Raw genomic sequence first — 17,273 nt, 5'->3', positions numbered from 1 at the left:
ACGGACCCAATGAGCCAATAAGCTTCCAGCTATGACCGATCGCAAGATTTCTAAAGTACTAATAGCCAACCGTGGCGAAATTGCGGTCAGAGTTATCCGAGCAGCCAAGGACAGCGGAATCCAGACCGTCGCGGTCTACGCAGACTCCGACCGGAATTCGCTACACGTAAAGCTGGCTGATGAGGCCTATGCGCTTAACGGCGAGAACGCTGCAGAAACCTATTTGGTAATCGAGAAAATACTTTCAGCAGCAAAAAGAAGCGGTGCCAACGCAATTCACCCCGGCTACGGATTTCTGTCCGAGAACGCCGAATTTGCAGAGGCAGTGGTTGAGGCTGGCCTAATTTGGATTGGCCCTGATGCTCAGTCGATCACATCTCTGGGTGACAAGGTGTCCGCGCGAAAGATTGCTGAATCTGTCGGTGCACCTATGGCCCCAGGAACGCTGAACCCAGTAGAAACCGTTGCCGAGGTGGAAGAGTTTGTTGCAATTCATGGGCTTCCGGTGGCTATCAAGGCGGCCCACGGTGGTGGTGGTAGAGGTATAAAGATTGTTCGTGATGCCTCCGAAATTGCGGAGCTTTTCGAGTCTGCAACCCGCGAAGCAATCGCGGCATTTGGTCGCGGAGAATGCTTCTTGGAAAAATACCTTGACAAACCGCGTCATGTGGAAACACAGTGCCTCGCGGATGCTCATGGAAATGTCGTAGTTGTTTCTACTAGAGACTGTTCACTTCAGCGCAGACATCAGAAGCTAGTTGAAGAAGCACCAGCTCCGTTCTTGACCAAGGAACAAGAAATAGTTTTGTATGAGGCATCAAAAGCAATCTTGAAAAAGGTCAACTACGTAGGCGCCGGCACCTGCGAGTTTTTGATCTCGCAAGATGGAACAATTTCGTTTCTCGAAGTCAACACCAGGCTGCAGGTCGAGCACCCGGTGTCCGAAGAAGTCACTGGCCTCGATCTAGTGCGCGAACAGTTCCTGATCGCAGAGGGTAAGGAGCTTTCCTTCTCAGACCCGGAAATCCGAGGTCACTCGATTGAATTCAGGATCAATGGCGAGGATGCTGGAAACGGTTTCTTGCCGGCTCCAGGCCTAATTCACCAGTTCATAGCCCCCTCGGGCCCAGGCGTCAGAGTTGATTCTGGAGTGGTTTCTGGAGACATTATTTCTGGCAAGTTTGACTCGATGATGGCAAAGCTAATTGTGACCGGCAAAAACCGCACTGAAGCTCTTGCTAGATCTAGGAGAGCACTAGCCGAAATGCAGATTCTCGGGCTGCCAACTGTTCTTCCGTTCCACAGGGCAATAGTCGATGACAAGGCCTTTATTGGCGACGGATCAACCTTTGGCATTTTCACTCGCTGGATCGAAACAGAGTGGAACAACACCATCGAACCGTGGTCAGGATCCCAGGAGCAAATCCCGGAGCAAGAACCTCGCCATGAAATTGTTGTAGAGGTTGCAGGAAAACGCCTTGAAGTTTCAGTGCCTAAGAGACTACTTGTGGGCGAAATTGGCTCGGCTCAAGGCCATGCTCCCAAGCGCGCAGCATCTTCTAATATCTCAGGTCACACTGGCGCCAAAGGCAATCTACTCCTGGCTCCAATGCAAGCAAGCGTTGTGAAGGTGGCGGTTAGTGTTGGCGACCCTGTCGAAAAGGGCGACCTAGTTGTAGTACTGGAAGCGATGAAGATGGAGCAACCCCTAACCGCCCATCGCTCAGGAAAGATTAAGCAAATAGGCGTGGCCGTTGGAGACACTGTTTCAGCTGGCACCTTGCTTCTGGAGATAGAAGACTAATTAATCGTCAATCGGCTGGTGCAGTGCACTAGCGGCCTCAGAAATGGATCCAGACAGCGACGGATAGACCGTGTATGTCCTGGCTAACTGATCAACAGTGAGTCGATTCTCAATCGCTACGGCAATCGGATAGATCAAATCTGAGGCAGTTGGGGCGACTACCACCCCTCCGATAACGGTACCCGAGCCCACAGAGGCATAGAGCTTTATAAAGCCCTCTTCGATGCCTTGCATTTTGGCTCTCGGGTTGGTTTCGAGCATGATTTTTCGCACTTCACCGCGAACCAAACCCTGCTCAATTTCATCCTGGGACCAGCCGACCGAAGCAATCTCCGGTGACGTGAACACATTGGAGGCCACGTTACGCAAACTTGTTGGGACGGACACATCTCCCATGGTGTGGTAAATCGCAGTTCTTCCCTGCATGGCAGAAACCGAAGCTAGCGGTAACGCTGTGGAGCAGTCGCCGACGGCATATACATTCGCCCTAGAAGTTCGAGCGACTTTGTTTGAAATCACATGACCGGTTTCATTCAGTCTCACGCCGGCCTCTTCCAAACCAAGATTCGCCGTGTTTGGAATTGCTCCGACAGCCATCAGGCAATGCGATCCGGAAATAACCTGACCACCTTCCAGAGTGACTTCGACGCTCTCACCTAAGTTTTTCACTGAGGTTGCTCGAGCATTGCGCAAGATATTCATGCCTTTGCGCTTAAAGACATCCTCAATCAATTCCGCGGCATCACCGTCGTTTCCTGGAAGGACCTTGTCTCTCGAAGACACGAGGGTGACCTCACTGCCGAGATCCAGGTATGCCGACGCGAACTCCGCTCCGGTGACACCGGAACCAACAACAATCATGTGTTTCGGTAAATCGCCAATGTTGTAAAGCTGCTTCCAGTTCAGAATTCTCTTGCCGTCACTCTTGGCGCTAGCAAGCTCTCTGGGACGAGCGCCGGTGGCGACAATAATTGTTTTGGCCTCGATTCGCTCTGAGGAAGTCTCGCCAGATTTGGTTATAAGAACGTGGTGGTTTCCGTCAAGGACTCCATGGCCATTAACCACGGTTACACCTTCGGCCTCGAGGGTTTCCAGCATGTCCTTGGACTGCGACTTGGCCAATTGAAGTAAGCGTGCGTTGATCGCCTGTAAATCTATGTCTATTGTCGGAGTCACGCGCTTGCCGTCCACTACTAGTCGAACGCCAAGTGCAGAAGCAGATGCAACACGTTGGGCCGCTTCCGCAGTCGCGATAAGAGTCTTCGAGGGAACAACGTCGGTGAGGACGGCATTGCCGCCGATACCATTTTCCTCAATAAGTATGACTTCGGCGCCTAGCTGGACACCAGCACGGGCAGCTTCGTAGCCACCCGGGCCACCACCGATCACCACAATGCGGTGCTTGGTTATTTTTTTTTCGATCACAGCCCCTATTCTCCACCACGTAAGCATGACTAAGCGTGGCTAGACTAATTTTCATGACGCATCTACTCGACGACGAGACAATTAACCCCTTCGAAATTGCCCAGAAAGCCGCTGACCAAATTAGAAAGCTTTCGGGCGTTGGCACTCACCACATCGCGCTGACACTTGGCTCAGGCTGGGCAAAGGCAGCCGACCTCATTGGTGAAACGGTCAGCGAGATACCGGCGACCGAGGTCATCGGCTTCTCAAAGCCCGCTCTTGCAGGCCATGTTGGAAGCATCAGATCCATAAAACTGCCCAATGGGAAGTTTGCGCTGGTAATTGGAGCCAGAACCCATTTCTACGAAAACCACGGCGTCAGAGCAGTGGTTCATTCAGTTCGAACAGCCGCTAAAGCCGGAGCTAAAGTAATGGTCCTTACAAACGGTGCCGGTGGAATAAAGCCGAAGTGGGCCGGTGGTGCCGCGGTGCTGATTTCAGACCACATCAACCTGACCGCCTCAAGCCCGCTTGAAGGGGCCAACTTCATTGATCTGACCGACCTTTACTCCGCAAGGCTGCGCGCTATTGCTAAAACGGTTGATTCCAGTCTCGATGAAGGTGTCTACGTTCAGTTCCGTGGCCCCCACTACGAAACACCCGCTGAAGTCCAGATGGCCAAAATAATGGGGGGCGACATCGTAGGAATGTCAACCGCCCTCGAGGCCATTGCCGCAAGAGAATCAGGCATGGAGATTCTTGGCATGTCGCTAATCACAAACTTGGCCGCAGGTATCCAAAAGACTCCGCTCAGTCACGCGGAAGTTATTGAGGCTGGACAGCAAGCCGAAGCTCGAATATCCAAGCTTCTAGCAGAAATTGTGGACAAAATTTGAGTCAGCTAGCCGAGCACGCCAAAGCGTGGCTTGATCAGGATCCGGACCCAGTTACCAAGCTCGAACTTCAAGCACTTATCGATAATCAAGATGAGGAGGGGCTTTCTTCTCGATTCAGCACCCGCCTAGACTTCGGGACCGCCGGACTGCGTGGCGAATTAGGTGCTGGCCCGAACCGAATGAACAGAGTGGTTGTGGCCCAAACAGCACTGGGCCTCGCTAAGTTTTTGAATGCTAATCGTGAAACCTACTTGGATCCTTCCGGAGGACTAAGCGCGGTAATCGGCTTCGATGGCAGAACAAACTCAGATGTATTCGCCCTAGACAGCGCGAAGATTTTGAGCGCAGCCGGAATTAAGACTTTTCTTTTTTCGGAGATGGTTCCTACCCCGGTTGCTGCATTCACCGGCAGGCGGCTTGGCGCGAGCCTCACCGTAGTTGTGACTGCAAGCCACAACCCTCCAAGAGATAACGGTTACAAGGTCTACCTTGGAGGCCCCACCGGGGGCAGTCAGCTTGTTCCACCGCAGGACAGGGAAATAGCGAATCTCATAACTGCACTCTCCACTGGAACTACTTTTCAACAGATTCCGAAAAGTAAGGATTTTACGCTCATCGGGCAACCAGAAATCAGCCAGTATCTAGACCGAGCCAAAACGCTAATCAGCATGCACGAAAGCGAAATTGCCCAAAGATCGGCAATCCGGATAACACACACCGCTCTGCATGGAGTTGGCTGGAAAGTGGTGAATCCGCTCATGGCCGCCGCTGGCTTCAAGGTATTACCCGTGACATTACAGAAAGAGCCAGACGCGAAATTTCCAACCGTAGCCTTTCCAAATCCGGAGGAAAAGGGCGCCATGGACCTAAGTTTCGCCGAAGCAACTAGAAATGACAGTGACATTATTTTGGCAAATGACCCAGATGCCGACCGGCTAGCGGTAGCAGTCCGCAACGGCGATGGTTATCAGATGCTCACCGGAGACCAGGTTGGACTGCTGCTTGCAAATCAGCTTGCTCCAACCTCCAAGGCGATCGCAAACTCGATAGTGTCGGCTGATTTATCTGCACTCGCGAAGCACTATGGCGTGCCTTACACCCAGACGCTGACCGGCTTCAAGTGGATTTCTAAGGTTCCCGATCTTGGCTATGGCTATGAAGAGGCTCTCGGATACTGCGTTGATCCGGAATACACCCCGGATAAAGACGGCATAACAGCGGCCCTAATAATCGCCCAGATGGCATCGGATTTGAAGGCCCAAGGTAAGACCTTGGTTGACCAGATTCAGGATTTGGCCCAGAGATTTGGGCACGTTGCAACCGGTCAGGTTTCACTCCGAGTGTCGGATCTTTCGGTAATACGAAAAATCACATCCGGCTTGCGGTCTAACCCGCCGGCAAGCATTGGAGACGAAGCAGTCATTTTCGAGGATTACTCAGCCCGCACCGATGCCATGAAAACGGACGCCCTTGTGTTTTCCAACGAATCGATCAAGATAATCGTGAGGCCCTCAGGGACCGAACCCAAGCTCAAGTGTTACCTACAGGCTTCCGCGACCAGCAAGCCTGCTGCCACAAAACTGCTTGAGAACCTAAAAACCTGGGCCGATGCTACTTTGAGTGCCTTGAAATAAATCTTTGAATGCTGTCTGGAATAGGCAGAGATAAGGATTCCAAGTCAGCCGGTATTGCCTCGCCAGCCTTTGCTGTAAGCGGGATCGTCCCTGACCAAAAACCTAAGTTCATGTCCTCTGGTGGGTCATCAACTTCATTTACCGAAATCTTTACTGATGCTTCCGTCAGCGACAAAGACAAAATTAGCGTGGCGGCCACTTCTTTCTTGGTGGTGGGTCTTGCCTCGCCAACTCTTCCTGGAATCATCGCGTCGCTTACAACATCTAGAGCGTGATGCTTTTGGTCCATGGGAACGACTTTGACTCTTCCGAAGATCATGACCGCTCGGTAGTGCATGCCGCTGTTGAAATTACTTCTGGCGACCTTCAGGGCATTGAGCTCAGTTATGGAAACACAGACCTCTGGTTCAGTTTCTAAGACGCGCATCAGCCTTGATCCGGATGAGCCGTGCAGGAATAATTCATCCCCGCTTCTGCCATATGCCATCGGGATGACCAGAGGAGAGCCGTCGATAACAACGCCCACGTGCGCCACAAGATTGTCATCAAGAATGCTGTTCAAATCCGAGATGCTCTCGGAGGATTTGTGGCTCATTCTCTGGAGCTTGGTTCGCTCCGAGGAGCCCGGCGTACTCATTCTGAAAGACTAGCTCAGCGTGGCTTTTAGCTTTTCTCCAAGTTCGCCCAAATCAAAAATGTTATTTATAGCGATCACCTCTGCAGGAATTCCGGCAAGCTGGTCGAGGATTTCTGGCGTCGCCAAAACCACCTGCGCCATTTTGTCAGCCCCACGAGCTTCTTCTATTGAGACAGCCCGGACCTCGGCTTCGATCCCCAGCATCGAAAGAGCCCTCTCGGCATTGGATTTCAGTAGAACACTGGTCCCAATCCCCGCTCCACACACTGCGTAAATTAACATATCTAAATTAAAGCGCTTTTTTTAAAAGAATGTCCTCAATGACGCTCACGGCAGAAGCATTTAACAAGTTGTTCATAACCTCATCGGTACTCATTAGCTGTCCAAAATCACCCAGCATTTCTATATGCTCGCTGGCGTTAGGGGAACACATCGAAAAAATTAGACTGACCGGATCATTTGCGGATCCTGAAATAACCGGCTCATCAAGCCTCAGAAGTGCCATGCCCGGTGCTAAAACCGAATTTGACGGCTTGGCATGAGCAAGGGCAAGGCCAGGAGCAATGACGAAGTATGGACCTAGGGCTTTTAGGCTTTCTAAAACCTCGTCGACGTAACTAAGTTGCGCTTTACCTGATTCGACCAGAAGCAAAACCGATTGCGACACTGCGTCAGCGAAGCTAGGTGACGTGTCTTGAGCGACTATGGAACCTGCGCCAAAATAGCTACTCAGCACCGTTTGCCTCAGCGAAACCGGCTTCAATCATCTCGACTAGCTCTTCGCGCTCATCTACCGCCTGAAAAGCCGCCTCGGCGGCGTTTAGCTGCAACTGCTCCAGGTCCGCCAGCTTGTAGCCAAAAGTATCGACCAAAATCTGCAGTTCCTTGGTGAGGTTTGTGGAACTCATAAGCCGGTTGTCAGTATTCACGGTTATGTTGAAACCGAGGTCATACATGATGTCAATCGGATGATCGGCCATCGTGTCGCCCAAGATGCTAAAAGATCCGGTTTGCAGGTTCGAAGAAGGAGAGACCTCAAGGGCTATCTGTCGATCGTGCACCCACTGAGCCACCGGGCCAAGAACCACTAGGTCGGTGTCACCATCGGTTCTTGAAAACATGATGTCTTCCACCAATCGAACTCCGTGTCCTATTCTTAGCGCTCTTCCGGAAACTATTGCGTCTTTAATGGACTCAATGCCGCTGCCTTCTCCCGCGTGTACAGTGCAGGGAAATAACTCAGCTGCGAGGTAGTCAAATGCCAATTGGTGCCTGGATGGCAAAAAGCCCTCTTCGGGCCCTGCGATGTCGAAGCCAACGACACCATCGTTGCGGTGCCTAACTGCAAGCTCCGCAACCTCAAGAGCATTGTCAGCGTGACGCATTGCGCTAATAATCTGCCCTGTGCGAATGAACCCGCCGCGGTCACCCACTTGTTCCATGCCACGCTCAAGACCGTCTTGCACGGCTTCAACTGCCTCGTCAAGACTTAGGCCCAAGTTCAAGTGTTGTTCGGGAGCCCAGCGTAATTCCGCATAAATTATGTTTTCGCTCGCCAAATCCATGACGGCTTCAAAGGCCACCCGTTCGAGACCCGCGCGAGTCTGCATGACACCCACAGTGTGCTGGAAAGTTGAGAGGTACCGCTCCAAGGAGCCAGAGTCCGCATTTTGCTTAAACCACGCCGCTAACCCCAGCGAATTGGTGCTTGGCAATTCGTGCCCGATTTCAGCGGCAAGCTCAACGATGGTTTGGGGCCTAAGCCCACCATCCAGATGGTCGTGGAGCGAGATTTTCGGAAGCGCTGCGATGTCCATTTATTCCTAACTAACCGTGTTTCTAATTGGTCTAGGCCTAATTAACCCGTCCAAGGATTAGCTTACGTTCCGCCGGCTTGCTTTCTTGGAATCCGATTGCCTCTTCGGCAATTGCGATTGCTCGCTCGAACCGCTCTGGGGTGTCCGTGTAGAGAGTCATTACTGGTTCTCCGGCTTTTACGTGATCGCCGAGCTGAGCATGCAACTCGACACCGGCTCCAAACTGAACCTGATCTTCCTTGCGCTCTCTTCCAGCTCCGAGCCTCCAGGAAGCGACGCCGATTGACAAAGCTTCCAGCTTCGAAATAAATCCGGACTGGCTGGCTCGAATAATGTGCGAATCCGTGGCCTTTGGTAGTTTCGCGTCTGGGTCTCCACCCTGCGCCGAAATCATCTTCCGCCAGACATCCAGAGCTTTGCCGTTATTCAAATTCTCGCGAGGGTCCACGTCTGGCATACCGCTTAGTAGAAGCATCTCCCTAGCCAATTCCACCGTTAGTTCCACGACATCGGCTGGGCCTCCGCCAGAAAGAACCTCCACCGATTCCTCGACCTCAAGTGAGTTCCCAATCTTCTTACCCAACGGGGTGGACATGTCAGTCAATAGCGCCGAAGTATTAACGCCGGCATCTTTTCCGAGCTGTACCAGCACCGTCGCCAATTCATTCGCTCGGTCAAGGGTCTTCATGAATGCGCCGGAACCGACCTTTACATCCAGAACCAATGAGGAAGTGCCCTCCGCAATCTTCTTGCTCATGATAGAAGAAGCAATAAGGGGAATTGCCTCAACCGTTCCTGTGACATCCCGAAGCGAATATAGTTTGCGATCTGCAGGAGCAAGCCCTTGACCAGCGGCACAAATGACTGCCCCCACTTCAGCTAGCTGGCTATACAGTTCTGTATTGGAAAGACTGGCCTGCCAACCCGGAATAGCCTCTAACTTATCCAGTGTCCCCCCGGTGTGGCCAAGACCACGACCACTTAGCTGAGGAACCGCGATGCCATAGGAAGCGACCAACGGAGCGAGCGGCAGGGTGATCTTGTCCCCCACGCCACCGGTGGAATGCTTGTCTGCGGTGGGCTGGGTGAGTCCAGAGAAGTTCAATCGCTCTCCGGAGGCAATCATCGCCATCGTAAGGTCTTTGATTTCATCTCGGCTCATGCCGTTTAGCAAAATAGCCATTGCCATTCCAGACATTTGTTCATCCGCCACCACACCAGAGGTGTAGTTCTCGACCAGCCAGTTGATTTCAGCGGTACTAAGCGCTCCGTGTTCGCGCTTTTTAATAATCAGTTCTACGGCACTAAAGCTCATTGCGTTGAAGATCCTTCGGTCCAAAGGCATCCGGGAGTACCTCGTCGATTGTTTTAATTCCCGAAACAGTTTGAAGGAGCATCCCTTCGGCACTGTGCTCAAAAAGCAACTGCCTACACCTGCCACAAGGCATCAGGGGGTTTCCTTGACCGTCAACGCAGGCAAATGCCACGAGCTGGCCGCCTCCGGTACGAAATAACTCACTTATGAGAGAGCATTCCGCACAGAGCGCGAGCCCGTAGGAAGCATTCTCAACATTGACGCCCGTGATGATGCGACCATCGTCACAGATTGCCGCGGCACCGACCGGAAACTTCGAGTACGGAGAATACGATTTTGGAAGCACATCAATGGCTTGTTGGGTTAGGTTTTTCCAGTCAATGTTCATCCACTAGCCCTTCACGTATGGCACTGCTAGTGCCTTCGGCGGCCTAGATTTCCCTACAAAGCCCACAACCGCAATGATCGTTACTACGTATGGCACCATCGTAATAAAGTCCGTTGGAATACCCGGACTCACTTGGTTTGCCCACACCCTCAGGATGATTGAGAACCCAAACAAGAGAGCTGCAAGCGCCGCATAGATTGGGTTCCAACGACCGAGGATAACCACCGCGAGAGCTATAAACCCAAAACCTCCAGACATCTCTCGGCCGAATGCGCCCGCGTTACCGATTGTGAGTGCAGCGCCGCCAAGGCCCGCTATTGACCCACCAATAGTCACCCACCAGAACCTGGTTCGTCCGACATTAATGCCGACTGTGTCAGCGGCCAATGGGTGCTCACCAACCGCCCTGGCTCGAAGCCCCATTCTGGTCTTGAATAGAACGAACCAGATCGTTGGCACGATCAAAATGGCGAGGAAAACCGTGATGCGGTTTTCGAAAAACACAGGACCCAAGATTGGAATGTCGCTCAACACCGGAATCTTTATTATGTCCATGGTTCCGGGAAAGTTCACACTCTGGGCATCCTCCGTCAGCCATTGCTGATAAAGGAAGTTAGTAATCCCGATAACTAGAACATTCAGCACGACGCCCACAATGATCTGCTGCGCTAGGAACTTGATCGAAAATATCGCCAAGATCATCGAAAGTAACGCGGAGGTGACCATTGCGGCGGCGATTCCAAATAGAAAATTATCCGTGATTGAAGACACCACTGCGGCCATGAACGCCCCGGTCAGAAGTTGGCCCTCAATGGCAATGTTCGTAATTCCCACGCGCTCACTCATGATTCCAGCCATCGCTCCGAGGATGATTGGGACTGCCAACACCAAAGCTGTACCAGCGATAAAAGCAATAGGAACTGATGCTTCGGCCGCCAGCCAGCCAAGTAGCGCTGTTACTCCGACGGCACCAAAAACAATCGAAACCCAGGTCGGAGTCTTGAGGTTCTTTATGGCCCTCGAAAGCGAAAATCCCGCCAAAGCGAACATCGCCAAGCCGGAGAGGATACCCAGCAGGCTGGAGTCGATGTCTAAGGTTGGGAGCTGAAGGGAGTCAGTTCGCCTAGAGATCTCGAAGGCAACCATTCCGTCGCGTCCCAGAAGCCCCAAGAACACGAGTGTCAGGACACCTATTGAGCCCATTACTAACGGCGACTTAAAGCCAACCTTGACTTCAATTTCTTTTGGAGTGGTCATTTGGAGCCTCCCCCGCGTGTGAATATTCGTTTTCGGAACGCTTCGAGGGCGTGGGTCGTCTGTGGCTTGGGCAGTCTGAACAGTGCCCGAATTAGAGGCGGCGCTGCTATGAATAGCACGATTGCTCCCTGAACGATTCCAAGCACCTCCGGGCTTACTCCAAAAACTTGCATGGATGGCGCGCCGGCCTTGAAAGCTCCGAAGAGCAGGCCGGCAAGCAAAATGCCTGGCCCCGATGATCCGCCGAGCAAAGCTACCGTAATTGCATCAAAGCCAATGTTCGCGTGACTCGAGGGAGTAACGCCGATTGCGGTTCCCAGGGTCTGGTTGGCTGCGGCCACCCCGACAAAACCAGCCGAAAGCGCCATTGCCAAGATGTAAGTCTTTTCGACATTTATTCCGGCGGCCCTGGCAGCATCTGGATTAAAGCCCACCATTCTGAGCCGATACCCAATGGTGCTTCGCTCCATCAGCCACCAGAACACTACAACTGACAACAGAGCGAAAATTAGGCCCCAGTGCAGCGAGTAATTATCTCCGAGCAATTTAGGAAGCAATGCCGTTTCGGCAGCAGGGTCCGCTTTTGGGTTGCCGGACGCTCGAGATTCCTGCAACAGCGCAGGGTCTCGCATCAAAAACGTGAAGAAATAAAGCGCGATGTAGTTGAACATGATCGTCAAGATCACCTCATGGGCACCCGTTTTGGCCTTCAGGAAACCCACAAATGCGCCCAGAAGTGCGGCGCCGACTATTCCGGCGATGAGAGCAACGACCATGTGGAGCACGAAAGGCAGTTCAAGCCTCGTCGCTACGAAGGTCGCAAAAATCATGCCGAAGATTAGTTGGCCGGTGCCACCAATGTTGAATAGGCCCACTCGAAAAGTAAGCCCGATACCGAGTCCGGCAGCAATGAGAGGTGCACCCAAACGCAGAGTCTCCGTCAGCGGTCTGATGGCTTTCTCAAAGGTTTCAGCATCGGCGTTATAAATAGCTCCACGGAAAAGCGCTCCGTAGCCATCATTTACAACAGCGAAGGCCGCCCCAAGTGCGTCACCAGGCCTGGCCAATATGTATCCGAGGGACTCAATAAATTCCTTGTTTGAGCCGATCATGAACAAGGCGCCGACCAAAAAACCAAGCAAGATAGAGATCACGGTTCGGACCAAACCACCAGAAAAGATTTCACGCATTACCTGTGGCATCGTGTTGTCAGCCTTGTTGATTTCACTCATGCGGTCACTCCAGCCATTAGCTTGCCGAGATCTTCTCTCGATGTATTCGGCTCTACGATTCCAACTATTTTGCCGCGATACATCACTGCAATTCGATCCGCGAGAGCCAAGACTTCATCGAGTTCTGAAGAGATCAAGATAACGGCTTTACCAGCATCTCGCGCAGCAATTATTTGCTCGTGTATGAACTCAATAGAGCCGACGTCTACCCCTCGGGTTGGCTGGGAGGCGATCAAGAGACTTACCTCTCTAGACATTTCCCTGGCAACAACTACTTTTTGCTGGTTGCCGCCGGATAGCTTATGAGCAACGGTTTCCGCGGATGGAGTTCGAACATCGAACTGCTCGACAAGCTCTTTGGCAATCCGCTTGCGAGCTACAAAGTTTATGTTCAGGCCCTTTGTGAACCTCGATTTGTACGACGAGTTCAACATTAGATTTTCAGCAATCGTAAACTCGGAAACTAAGCCATCGCTCTGGCGATCTTCCGGAATAAACCCGACGCCACTTTCCAATACTTCGCGCACTGACTTGTTTGTTATCTCTTTGCCGTTTAGGTTCACTTTGGCTTTTTGGCCCAGGGGTTTCCTCAATCCAAGCAAAAACTCGGCGAGTTCGGTTTGGCCGTTGCCCTGAACTCCGGCAAGGGCCAGAATCTCTCCACCTCGAACCTCAAAGCTGACATCATTCACCGCCTTTTGCGATCGATCATCTAGGACGCTTACGTGCTCAACTTCTATAACCACATCTCCGAGTGCTGCCGGCTTCTTATTCACCGTAAGCATCACTTCGCGGCCCACCATAAGTGATGCAAGTTCCGAGGTCTCAGCGTCAGGCTTGGCCGAACCAACGACTTTTCCTAACCTAATAACAGTGATTCGGTCGGCCACTGCTTTTACTTCGCGAAGCTTGTGGGTGATGAAAACAATAGAAGTGCCGCTTTTGGCAAGCTGGCGCATAATCTCCATCAGCTCGTCAGTCTCCTGAGGGGTTAACACTGCTGTTGGCTCGTCCAGCACGAGGATCTTGGCATCTCTTGATAGCGCCTTGATAATCTCGACTCGCTGCTGGGCCCCTACCGGAAGGTCCTCGATTAGAGCGTCCGGGTCGATATTGAAGCCAAACCGCTCCGATATTTCTAAAACTTGCTTTTTCGCTTGAACTAAGTCGATTACCCCAAACGCTTTAGTCGGCTCGTGGCCGAGTGCAACGTTCTCCGCGACAGTAAATACGGGGATGAGCATGAAGTGCTGATGCACCATTCCGATTCCGGCCGCCATGGCGTCGCCTGGGCCGGAGAAGTTCTGCTTCACGCCATCGATTTCGATGTGCCCCTCATCGGCCGTGTATAGACCGTAGAGGACGTTCATCAACGTGGACTTGCCCGCGCCATTTTCACCGAGCAGAGCGTGGATCTCACCGGGCTCAATAACTAGGTCAATATCTTCGTTCGCAGTAACTGCGCCAAAGCGCTTCGTGATTCCGCGTAGTTCAAGTTTCAAAAGACACCCCTTTGAGCAATTACTTTATGTCAAAAACTAGAAACAAAAAGGCCGTGGGATTTACCCCACGGCCTTTTTGTTTTTTTACCTAGCTCTTTGGATCAATTTCACCGGAGTTGATTCCGGCTTCAATCTCAACTAGTCGAGCCTTTAGTTCGTCAGAAAGCTTGGAGTCGAAGTCGTAGAACGGGCTTAGGCCAGTTCCGCCATTCGCAAGTGTTCCAACATATGCCTCACCGTCGAATGCCCCACCAGCTGAAAGCTCAGCAATGATGTCGTAAACGGCGTTGGTCATGCGCTTCTCAGCTGAAGTAAGCACGAATGGTGCATACTCCGGGGCGGTAAGGGCTACGTCCTTGTCCACACCAATAATGACGCCATCGATGCCGGCTTCCTTAATGGCTTCGGTTGTGGCACCGAACTGGTCGCCACCAACTGGGAACAATACGTCAGCACCATCGTTGATAAGTGCGGCAGCAATTGACTTTGAGGTTCCTGAGTTAGGAACGAAGTCACCGATGAACTGACCGGTTTGGGCCATTGGGTCCCAGCCAACAACAGTCACGGGAACGTCGTTCTCATCGCCCCAAGCCATTGCGCCGTAGTAGAAACCGTCCATGAAGTCAGTAACTGCTGGAATCTGTAATCCACCGTAAGTTCCGACAACCTTGCTTGTTGAGTAAGCAGCAGCTGCATATCCAGCAAGGTAAGACGACTCAGCCATGTTGTAAGCGACTGGCTTTAGGTTCGCGTTGCCCTCTGAGTAGCCATCGATAGTTACGAAGTTCATGGTTGGGTTAGCCGCTGCGACTGCGTTCACGTCACCGATCAAGTTGAAGCCAACTGCGAAAGTGATGTCGCAGTTCGCGTCAACCATGGCCTGCAAGTTAGGGGCAAAATCTTCGGAGGAGTTTGACTCAGCGTCGTTAATCTGTGCTCCAAGATCTGCCACAGCCTTTTCTAGGCCGTCGTACACAGACTCGTTGAACGACTTGTCGTTCCAGCTACCTTCGTCAGAAACTGCACATGCTAAGTAATCAATGGCTGGTGCTGCTTCTTCGGTTGCGGTAGCGGCGGCTGTCTCGGTTGTCTCGGCCTCTGGGGCAGCAGCACAGCCTGACAGCACTAGTGCTGAAACGCCCATTAGGGCGAAAGCAGCGGATGCATTACGTAGCTTCAAGGTTCCTCCTGAAATAAGTTAAGGCGCCGGTCGCGCCTAGTTTATGGATACTCTAGCGCCAGAATTCGTAGCTGCAACCCATATTCCAAAGCTTTACATTATCGAGATGTTTGTCTAAAGAAGGTCAGAGTGGCCGGTTTGCTTGAGAGCTTCAACCATAGCTTTGACCTTTTGAGCGTGGGCCTTTGTAGTGATAAGAAGCGCATCCGCTGTGTCCACCACAATGATGTCCTCAAGCCCAATCAGCGCCACCAGTCGGTTAGTGTCACTGACCAATATTCCTGACGACGAATCGGACAGGACCTTCGCTGAGCCCAGCACCGCTAGGTTGTTGCTGTTGCCCTGTGACTGAAGCTCCGCGATTGCCGCGAAGTCTCCAACGTCATGCCATTCAAAATTGCCGGGCACTACGGCCACCAGGCCCAGCTTTGCAGCTGGCTCAGCGATCGCGTAGTCGATTGCGATCTTGTCGAGTCCTGGCCAGATTGAATGCAACTTCGCGGCTCGATTCTCAGTGTCCCAATGCGCAGCAAGCTCCATGACGCCTGCGTGAAGTTGTGGTTGCGTCGTTGCAAGCACGTCGAGCAAAAGTTTTGCAGGCGCGATGAACATTCCAGCGTTCCAGAGATACTTTTTTGAAGCTACAAATTTTCCGGCTTTTTTTATGTTCGGCTTCTCAATGAAGTCAGCCACCTCAAATCCTTCGGTGCCCGAAATTGGGGACCCTTTTTTGATATATCCAAAAGCCACGGATGCTTCGGTCGGAACGATGCCAATGGTGACGATCTTTCCAGTGGCGGCTATTTCAATTGACGCTTCGATTGCCGTTAAAAGCTTCTCGTTATCCCTGATCACATGGTCTGCGGCGAAGGAGCCGACTATTACCTCCGGATCTCTTTTATAGAGCACAGCTGCTGCCAAGGCGATAGCTGCCGTCGAGTCCTTCGGTGACGGTTCAAGAATTAGATTTGTCTGGTCCAAGTGAGGCAGGTGCTGTGCAACCGTTGTGGCATGCACATCGCCGGTCACAACCATCATCCGATTGCCCACCAGGGGCGATAGGCGATCCCAGGTGTCTTGAAGTAACGTTTGGCCGGAACCGGTTAAATCGTGCAGGAACTTTGGGGCACTGGCTCTAGAAAGTGGCCACAGCCTCGACCCCACGCCACCGGCCGGAATTATTGCGAAAAAATTGTCATGGCCAGCAGTCGTTTTTTTATTCACGAAATCACTCTAGGTGTTATTCGCCTAGATTCAAAAGGTTGGCTTTTACTGGGTTAGACTTAAAACTCATTCTGTTCTATCCATGGAGGCTAGCTTGGCAATAAAGCCAGCAGGAACCCTGTACCGAGGCAAAGTTGGTATGTGGTCCTGGGTACTGCACCGCATCAGCGGCGTGGGCATCTTTTTCTTTTTACTCGTCCATGTTTTAGACACTGCGCTCGTTCGAGTGAGTCCTGAGGCTTACAACATAGTCATCGAGTCCTATAAGACCCCGGTGGTTGGGCTAGCAGAGCTAGGCCTGGTAGGCGCAATATTGTTTCACGGCCTAAATGGTCTTCGCGTGATCGCGATTGACTTCTGGTCGAAGGGAACGAAATATCAGAGCGCGATGTTCTGGGTTGTTATTACTGTGACTGTCGTCGCGGTTGCAGGCTTTACTCCAATGCATCTTGCACGAGTATTCGGACACTAGGGGGTCGATGATGAGCGTAACTATCGAAGTACCAAATCGTCCTCGGACTCGCAAGCAAGCTAACTGGGAGAAGTACGGCTGGCTGTTCATGCGTGTTAGCGGTCCTTTACTAATCGTTCTTATCTTCACTCACCTAGTGGTGAACCTCGTTCTCGGTGATGGCATCAAAGCCATCGACTTTGCCTTCGTGGCTGGGAAGTGGGCGGACCCGTTCTGGCAGGTTTGGGATCTAGCGATGCTTTGGCTCGCGCTGATTCACGGAACCAACGGAATGCGCACCATAGTCAATGACTACGCCGGCCAGGTCAAGGTCCGTCGCGCCCTCACCACAACACTGTGGGCAGTCTGCGCGCTTCTGATTTTGCTTGGAACTCTAGTAATTTTCACATTCGACCCATGCCCAGCTGGCGCATCTGCTGAGCTGTTGGCCTCATTCTGCCCAGCGCAGTAAGTAAGGGAAATAAATTGGCGGAAAAAGTAGCGGTTGACGACAACATCACCTATCACTCGT

At 52.1% G+C, this 17,273-nt stretch carries 17 protein-coding genes; 5 read left to right on the top strand and 12 right to left on the bottom strand.

The window, feature by feature from the left end:
* Positions 1 to 31 precede the first annotated feature (31 nt).
* Positions 32 to 1,804 carry a biotin carboxylase N-terminal domain-containing protein gene (locus tag ABXT50_RS01345; protein WP_415274388.1) on the top strand — a complete coding sequence of 591 codons (1,773 nt, stop codon included), beginning with the start codon at positions 32 to 34 and terminating at the stop codon, positions 1,802 to 1,804.
* Here the strand turns inward: ABXT50_RS01345 and ABXT50_RS01340 are convergent, their stop codons facing one another.
* On the bottom strand, positions 1,805 to 3,256 hold the full coding sequence (locus ABXT50_RS01340; RefSeq protein ID WP_415274387.1) for an NAD(P)H-quinone dehydrogenase: 1,452 nt from the start codon (positions 3,254 to 3,256) through the stop codon (positions 1,805 to 1,807).
* A gap of 26 nt (positions 3,257 to 3,282) precedes the next feature.
* On the opposite strand from ABXT50_RS01340, the gene ABXT50_RS01335 reads away from it, so the two are divergent.
* Both ABXT50_RS01335 and ABXT50_RS01330 read left to right on the top strand, forming a co-directional pair.
* Positions 3,283 to 4,104, top strand: a complete 822-nt coding sequence (locus tag ABXT50_RS01335; RefSeq protein ID WP_415274386.1) for a purine-nucleoside phosphorylase — start codon at positions 3,283 to 3,285, stop codon at positions 4,102 to 4,104.
* Positions 4,101 to 5,738, top strand: coding sequence for a phospho-sugar mutase (locus ABXT50_RS01330; RefSeq protein ID WP_415274385.1), 1,638 nt, complete (start codon positions 4,101 to 4,103; stop codon positions 5,736 to 5,738). The genes ABXT50_RS01335 and ABXT50_RS01330 overlap by 4 nt, the downstream gene beginning before the upstream one ends.
* Here the strand turns inward: ABXT50_RS01330 and ABXT50_RS01325 are convergent.
* From ABXT50_RS01325 to ABXT50_RS01275, 11 genes are all read right to left on the bottom strand, one after another.
* Positions 5,716 to 6,375, bottom strand: a complete 660-nt coding sequence (locus tag ABXT50_RS01325; RefSeq protein ID WP_415274384.1) for a pyridoxamine 5'-phosphate oxidase family protein — start codon at positions 6,373 to 6,375, stop codon at positions 5,716 to 5,718. The genes ABXT50_RS01330 and ABXT50_RS01325 overlap by 23 nt on opposite strands.
* Before the next feature lie 9 nt (positions 6,376 to 6,384).
* Positions 6,385 to 6,657, bottom strand: a complete 273-nt coding sequence (locus ABXT50_RS01320; protein ID WP_415274383.1) for a PTS sugar transporter subunit IIB — start codon at positions 6,655 to 6,657, stop codon at positions 6,385 to 6,387.
* 7 nt (positions 6,658 to 6,664) lie between these two features.
* A complete protein-coding gene (locus ABXT50_RS01315; protein WP_415274382.1) occupies positions 6,665 to 7,111 on the bottom strand; it encodes a PTS sugar transporter subunit IIA in 447 nt (148 codons plus the stop codon).
* Entirely contained in the window at positions 7,101 to 8,192 is a 1,092-nt protein-coding gene (locus tag ABXT50_RS01310) for an adenosine deaminase (RefSeq protein ID WP_415274381.1), read from the bottom strand. The genes ABXT50_RS01315 and ABXT50_RS01310 overlap by 11 nt, the downstream gene beginning before the upstream one ends.
* A gap of 37 nt (positions 8,193 to 8,229) precedes the next feature.
* Entirely contained in the window at positions 8,230 to 9,507 is a 1,278-nt protein-coding gene (locus ABXT50_RS01305) for a thymidine phosphorylase (protein ID WP_415274380.1), read from the bottom strand.
* Positions 9,497 to 9,895, bottom strand: coding sequence for a cytidine deaminase (locus ABXT50_RS01300; protein WP_415274379.1), 399 nt, complete (start codon positions 9,893 to 9,895; stop codon positions 9,497 to 9,499). Before ABXT50_RS01300 ends, ABXT50_RS01305 begins: the two co-directional genes overlap by 11 nt.
* Positions 9,896 to 9,898: 3 nt before the next feature.
* Complete coding sequence (locus ABXT50_RS01295) at positions 9,899 to 11,152, bottom strand: ABC transporter permease (protein WP_415274378.1); 1,254 nt, start codon at positions 11,150 to 11,152, stop codon at positions 9,899 to 9,901.
* Entirely contained in the window at positions 11,149 to 12,384 is a 1,236-nt protein-coding gene (locus ABXT50_RS01290) for an ABC transporter permease (RefSeq protein WP_415274377.1), read from the bottom strand. The genes ABXT50_RS01295 and ABXT50_RS01290 overlap by 4 nt, the downstream gene beginning before the upstream one ends.
* Complete coding sequence (locus tag ABXT50_RS01285) at positions 12,381 to 13,886, bottom strand: ABC transporter ATP-binding protein (protein ID WP_415274376.1); 1,506 nt, start codon at positions 13,884 to 13,886, stop codon at positions 12,381 to 12,383. The genes ABXT50_RS01290 and ABXT50_RS01285 overlap by 4 nt, the downstream gene beginning before the upstream one ends.
* Positions 13,887 to 13,974: 88 nt before the next feature.
* A complete protein-coding gene (locus ABXT50_RS01280; protein ID WP_415274375.1) occupies positions 13,975 to 15,066 on the bottom strand; it encodes a BMP family lipoprotein in 1,092 nt (363 codons plus the stop codon).
* Positions 15,067 to 15,180: 114 nt separating this feature from the next.
* Positions 15,181 to 16,290, bottom strand: coding sequence for a mannose-1-phosphate guanylyltransferase (locus ABXT50_RS01275; protein ID WP_415274374.1), 1,110 nt, complete (start codon positions 16,288 to 16,290; stop codon positions 15,181 to 15,183).
* A gap of 82 nt (positions 16,291 to 16,372) precedes the next feature.
* Between ABXT50_RS01275 and sdhC the strand changes: the two genes are divergently transcribed.
* Positions 16,373 to 16,762 (top strand): succinate dehydrogenase, cytochrome b556 subunit, encoded by a 390-nt coding sequence (gene sdhC, locus ABXT50_RS01270; protein ID WP_415274373.1) that lies wholly within the window; start codon positions 16,373 to 16,375, stop codon positions 16,760 to 16,762.
* A gap of 7 nt (positions 16,763 to 16,769) precedes the next feature.
* Complete coding sequence (locus ABXT50_RS01265; RefSeq protein ID WP_415274372.1) at positions 16,770 to 17,213, top strand: succinate dehydrogenase hydrophobic membrane anchor subunit; 444 nt, start codon at positions 16,770 to 16,772, stop codon at positions 17,211 to 17,213.
* The last annotated feature ends 60 nt before the right edge of the window (positions 17,214 to 17,273 follow it).

The sequence above is a fragment of the Aquiluna sp. Uisw_065 genome, assembly GCF_047731275.1.
Lineage (GTDB): Bacteria > Actinomycetota > Actinomycetes > Actinomycetales > Microbacteriaceae > Aquiluna.
Note: the sequence above shows the minus strand (reverse complement) of the source record. Positions and strands in the feature narration are given on the sequence as shown.

Bases quoted from the DNA above. Each gene is read 5' to 3' on its own strand.
- ABXT50_RS01345 (WP_415274388.1), top strand. From the start codon at position 32: ATGACCGATCGCAAGATTTCTAAAGTACTAATAGCCAACCGTGGCGAA.
- ABXT50_RS01340 (WP_415274387.1), bottom strand. From the start codon at position 3,256: ATGCTTACGTGGTGGAGAATAGGGGCTGTGATCGAAAAAAAAATAACC.
- ABXT50_RS01335 (WP_415274386.1), top strand. From the start codon at position 3,283: ATGACGCATCTACTCGACGACGAGACAATTAACCCCTTCGAAATTGCC.
- ABXT50_RS01325 (WP_415274384.1), bottom strand. From the start codon at position 6,375: ATGAGTACGCCGGGCTCCTCGGAGCGAACCAAGCTCCAGAGAATGAGC.
- ABXT50_RS01320 (WP_415274383.1), bottom strand. From the start codon at position 6,657: ATGTTAATTTACGCAGTGTGTGGAGCGGGGATTGGGACCAGTGTTCTA.
- ABXT50_RS01310 (WP_415274381.1), bottom strand. From the start codon at position 8,192: ATGGACATCGCAGCGCTTCCGAAAATCTCGCTCCACGACCATCTGGAT.
- ABXT50_RS01305 (WP_415274380.1), bottom strand. From the start codon at position 9,507: ATGAGCTTTAGTGCCGTAGAACTGATTATTAAAAAGCGCGAACACGGA.
- ABXT50_RS01300 (WP_415274379.1), bottom strand. From the start codon at position 9,895: ATGAACATTGACTGGAAAAACCTAACCCAACAAGCCATTGATGTGCTT.
- ABXT50_RS01295 (WP_415274378.1), bottom strand. From the start codon at position 11,152: ATGACCACTCCAAAAGAAATTGAAGTCAAGGTTGGCTTTAAGTCGCCG.
- ABXT50_RS01290 (WP_415274377.1), bottom strand. From the start codon at position 12,384: ATGAGTGAAATCAACAAGGCTGACAACACGATGCCACAGGTAATGCGT.
- sdhC (WP_415274373.1), top strand. From the start codon at position 16,373: ATGGAGGCTAGCTTGGCAATAAAGCCAGCAGGAACCCTGTACCGAGGC.
- ABXT50_RS01265 (WP_415274372.1), top strand. From the start codon at position 16,770: ATGATGAGCGTAACTATCGAAGTACCAAATCGTCCTCGGACTCGCAAG.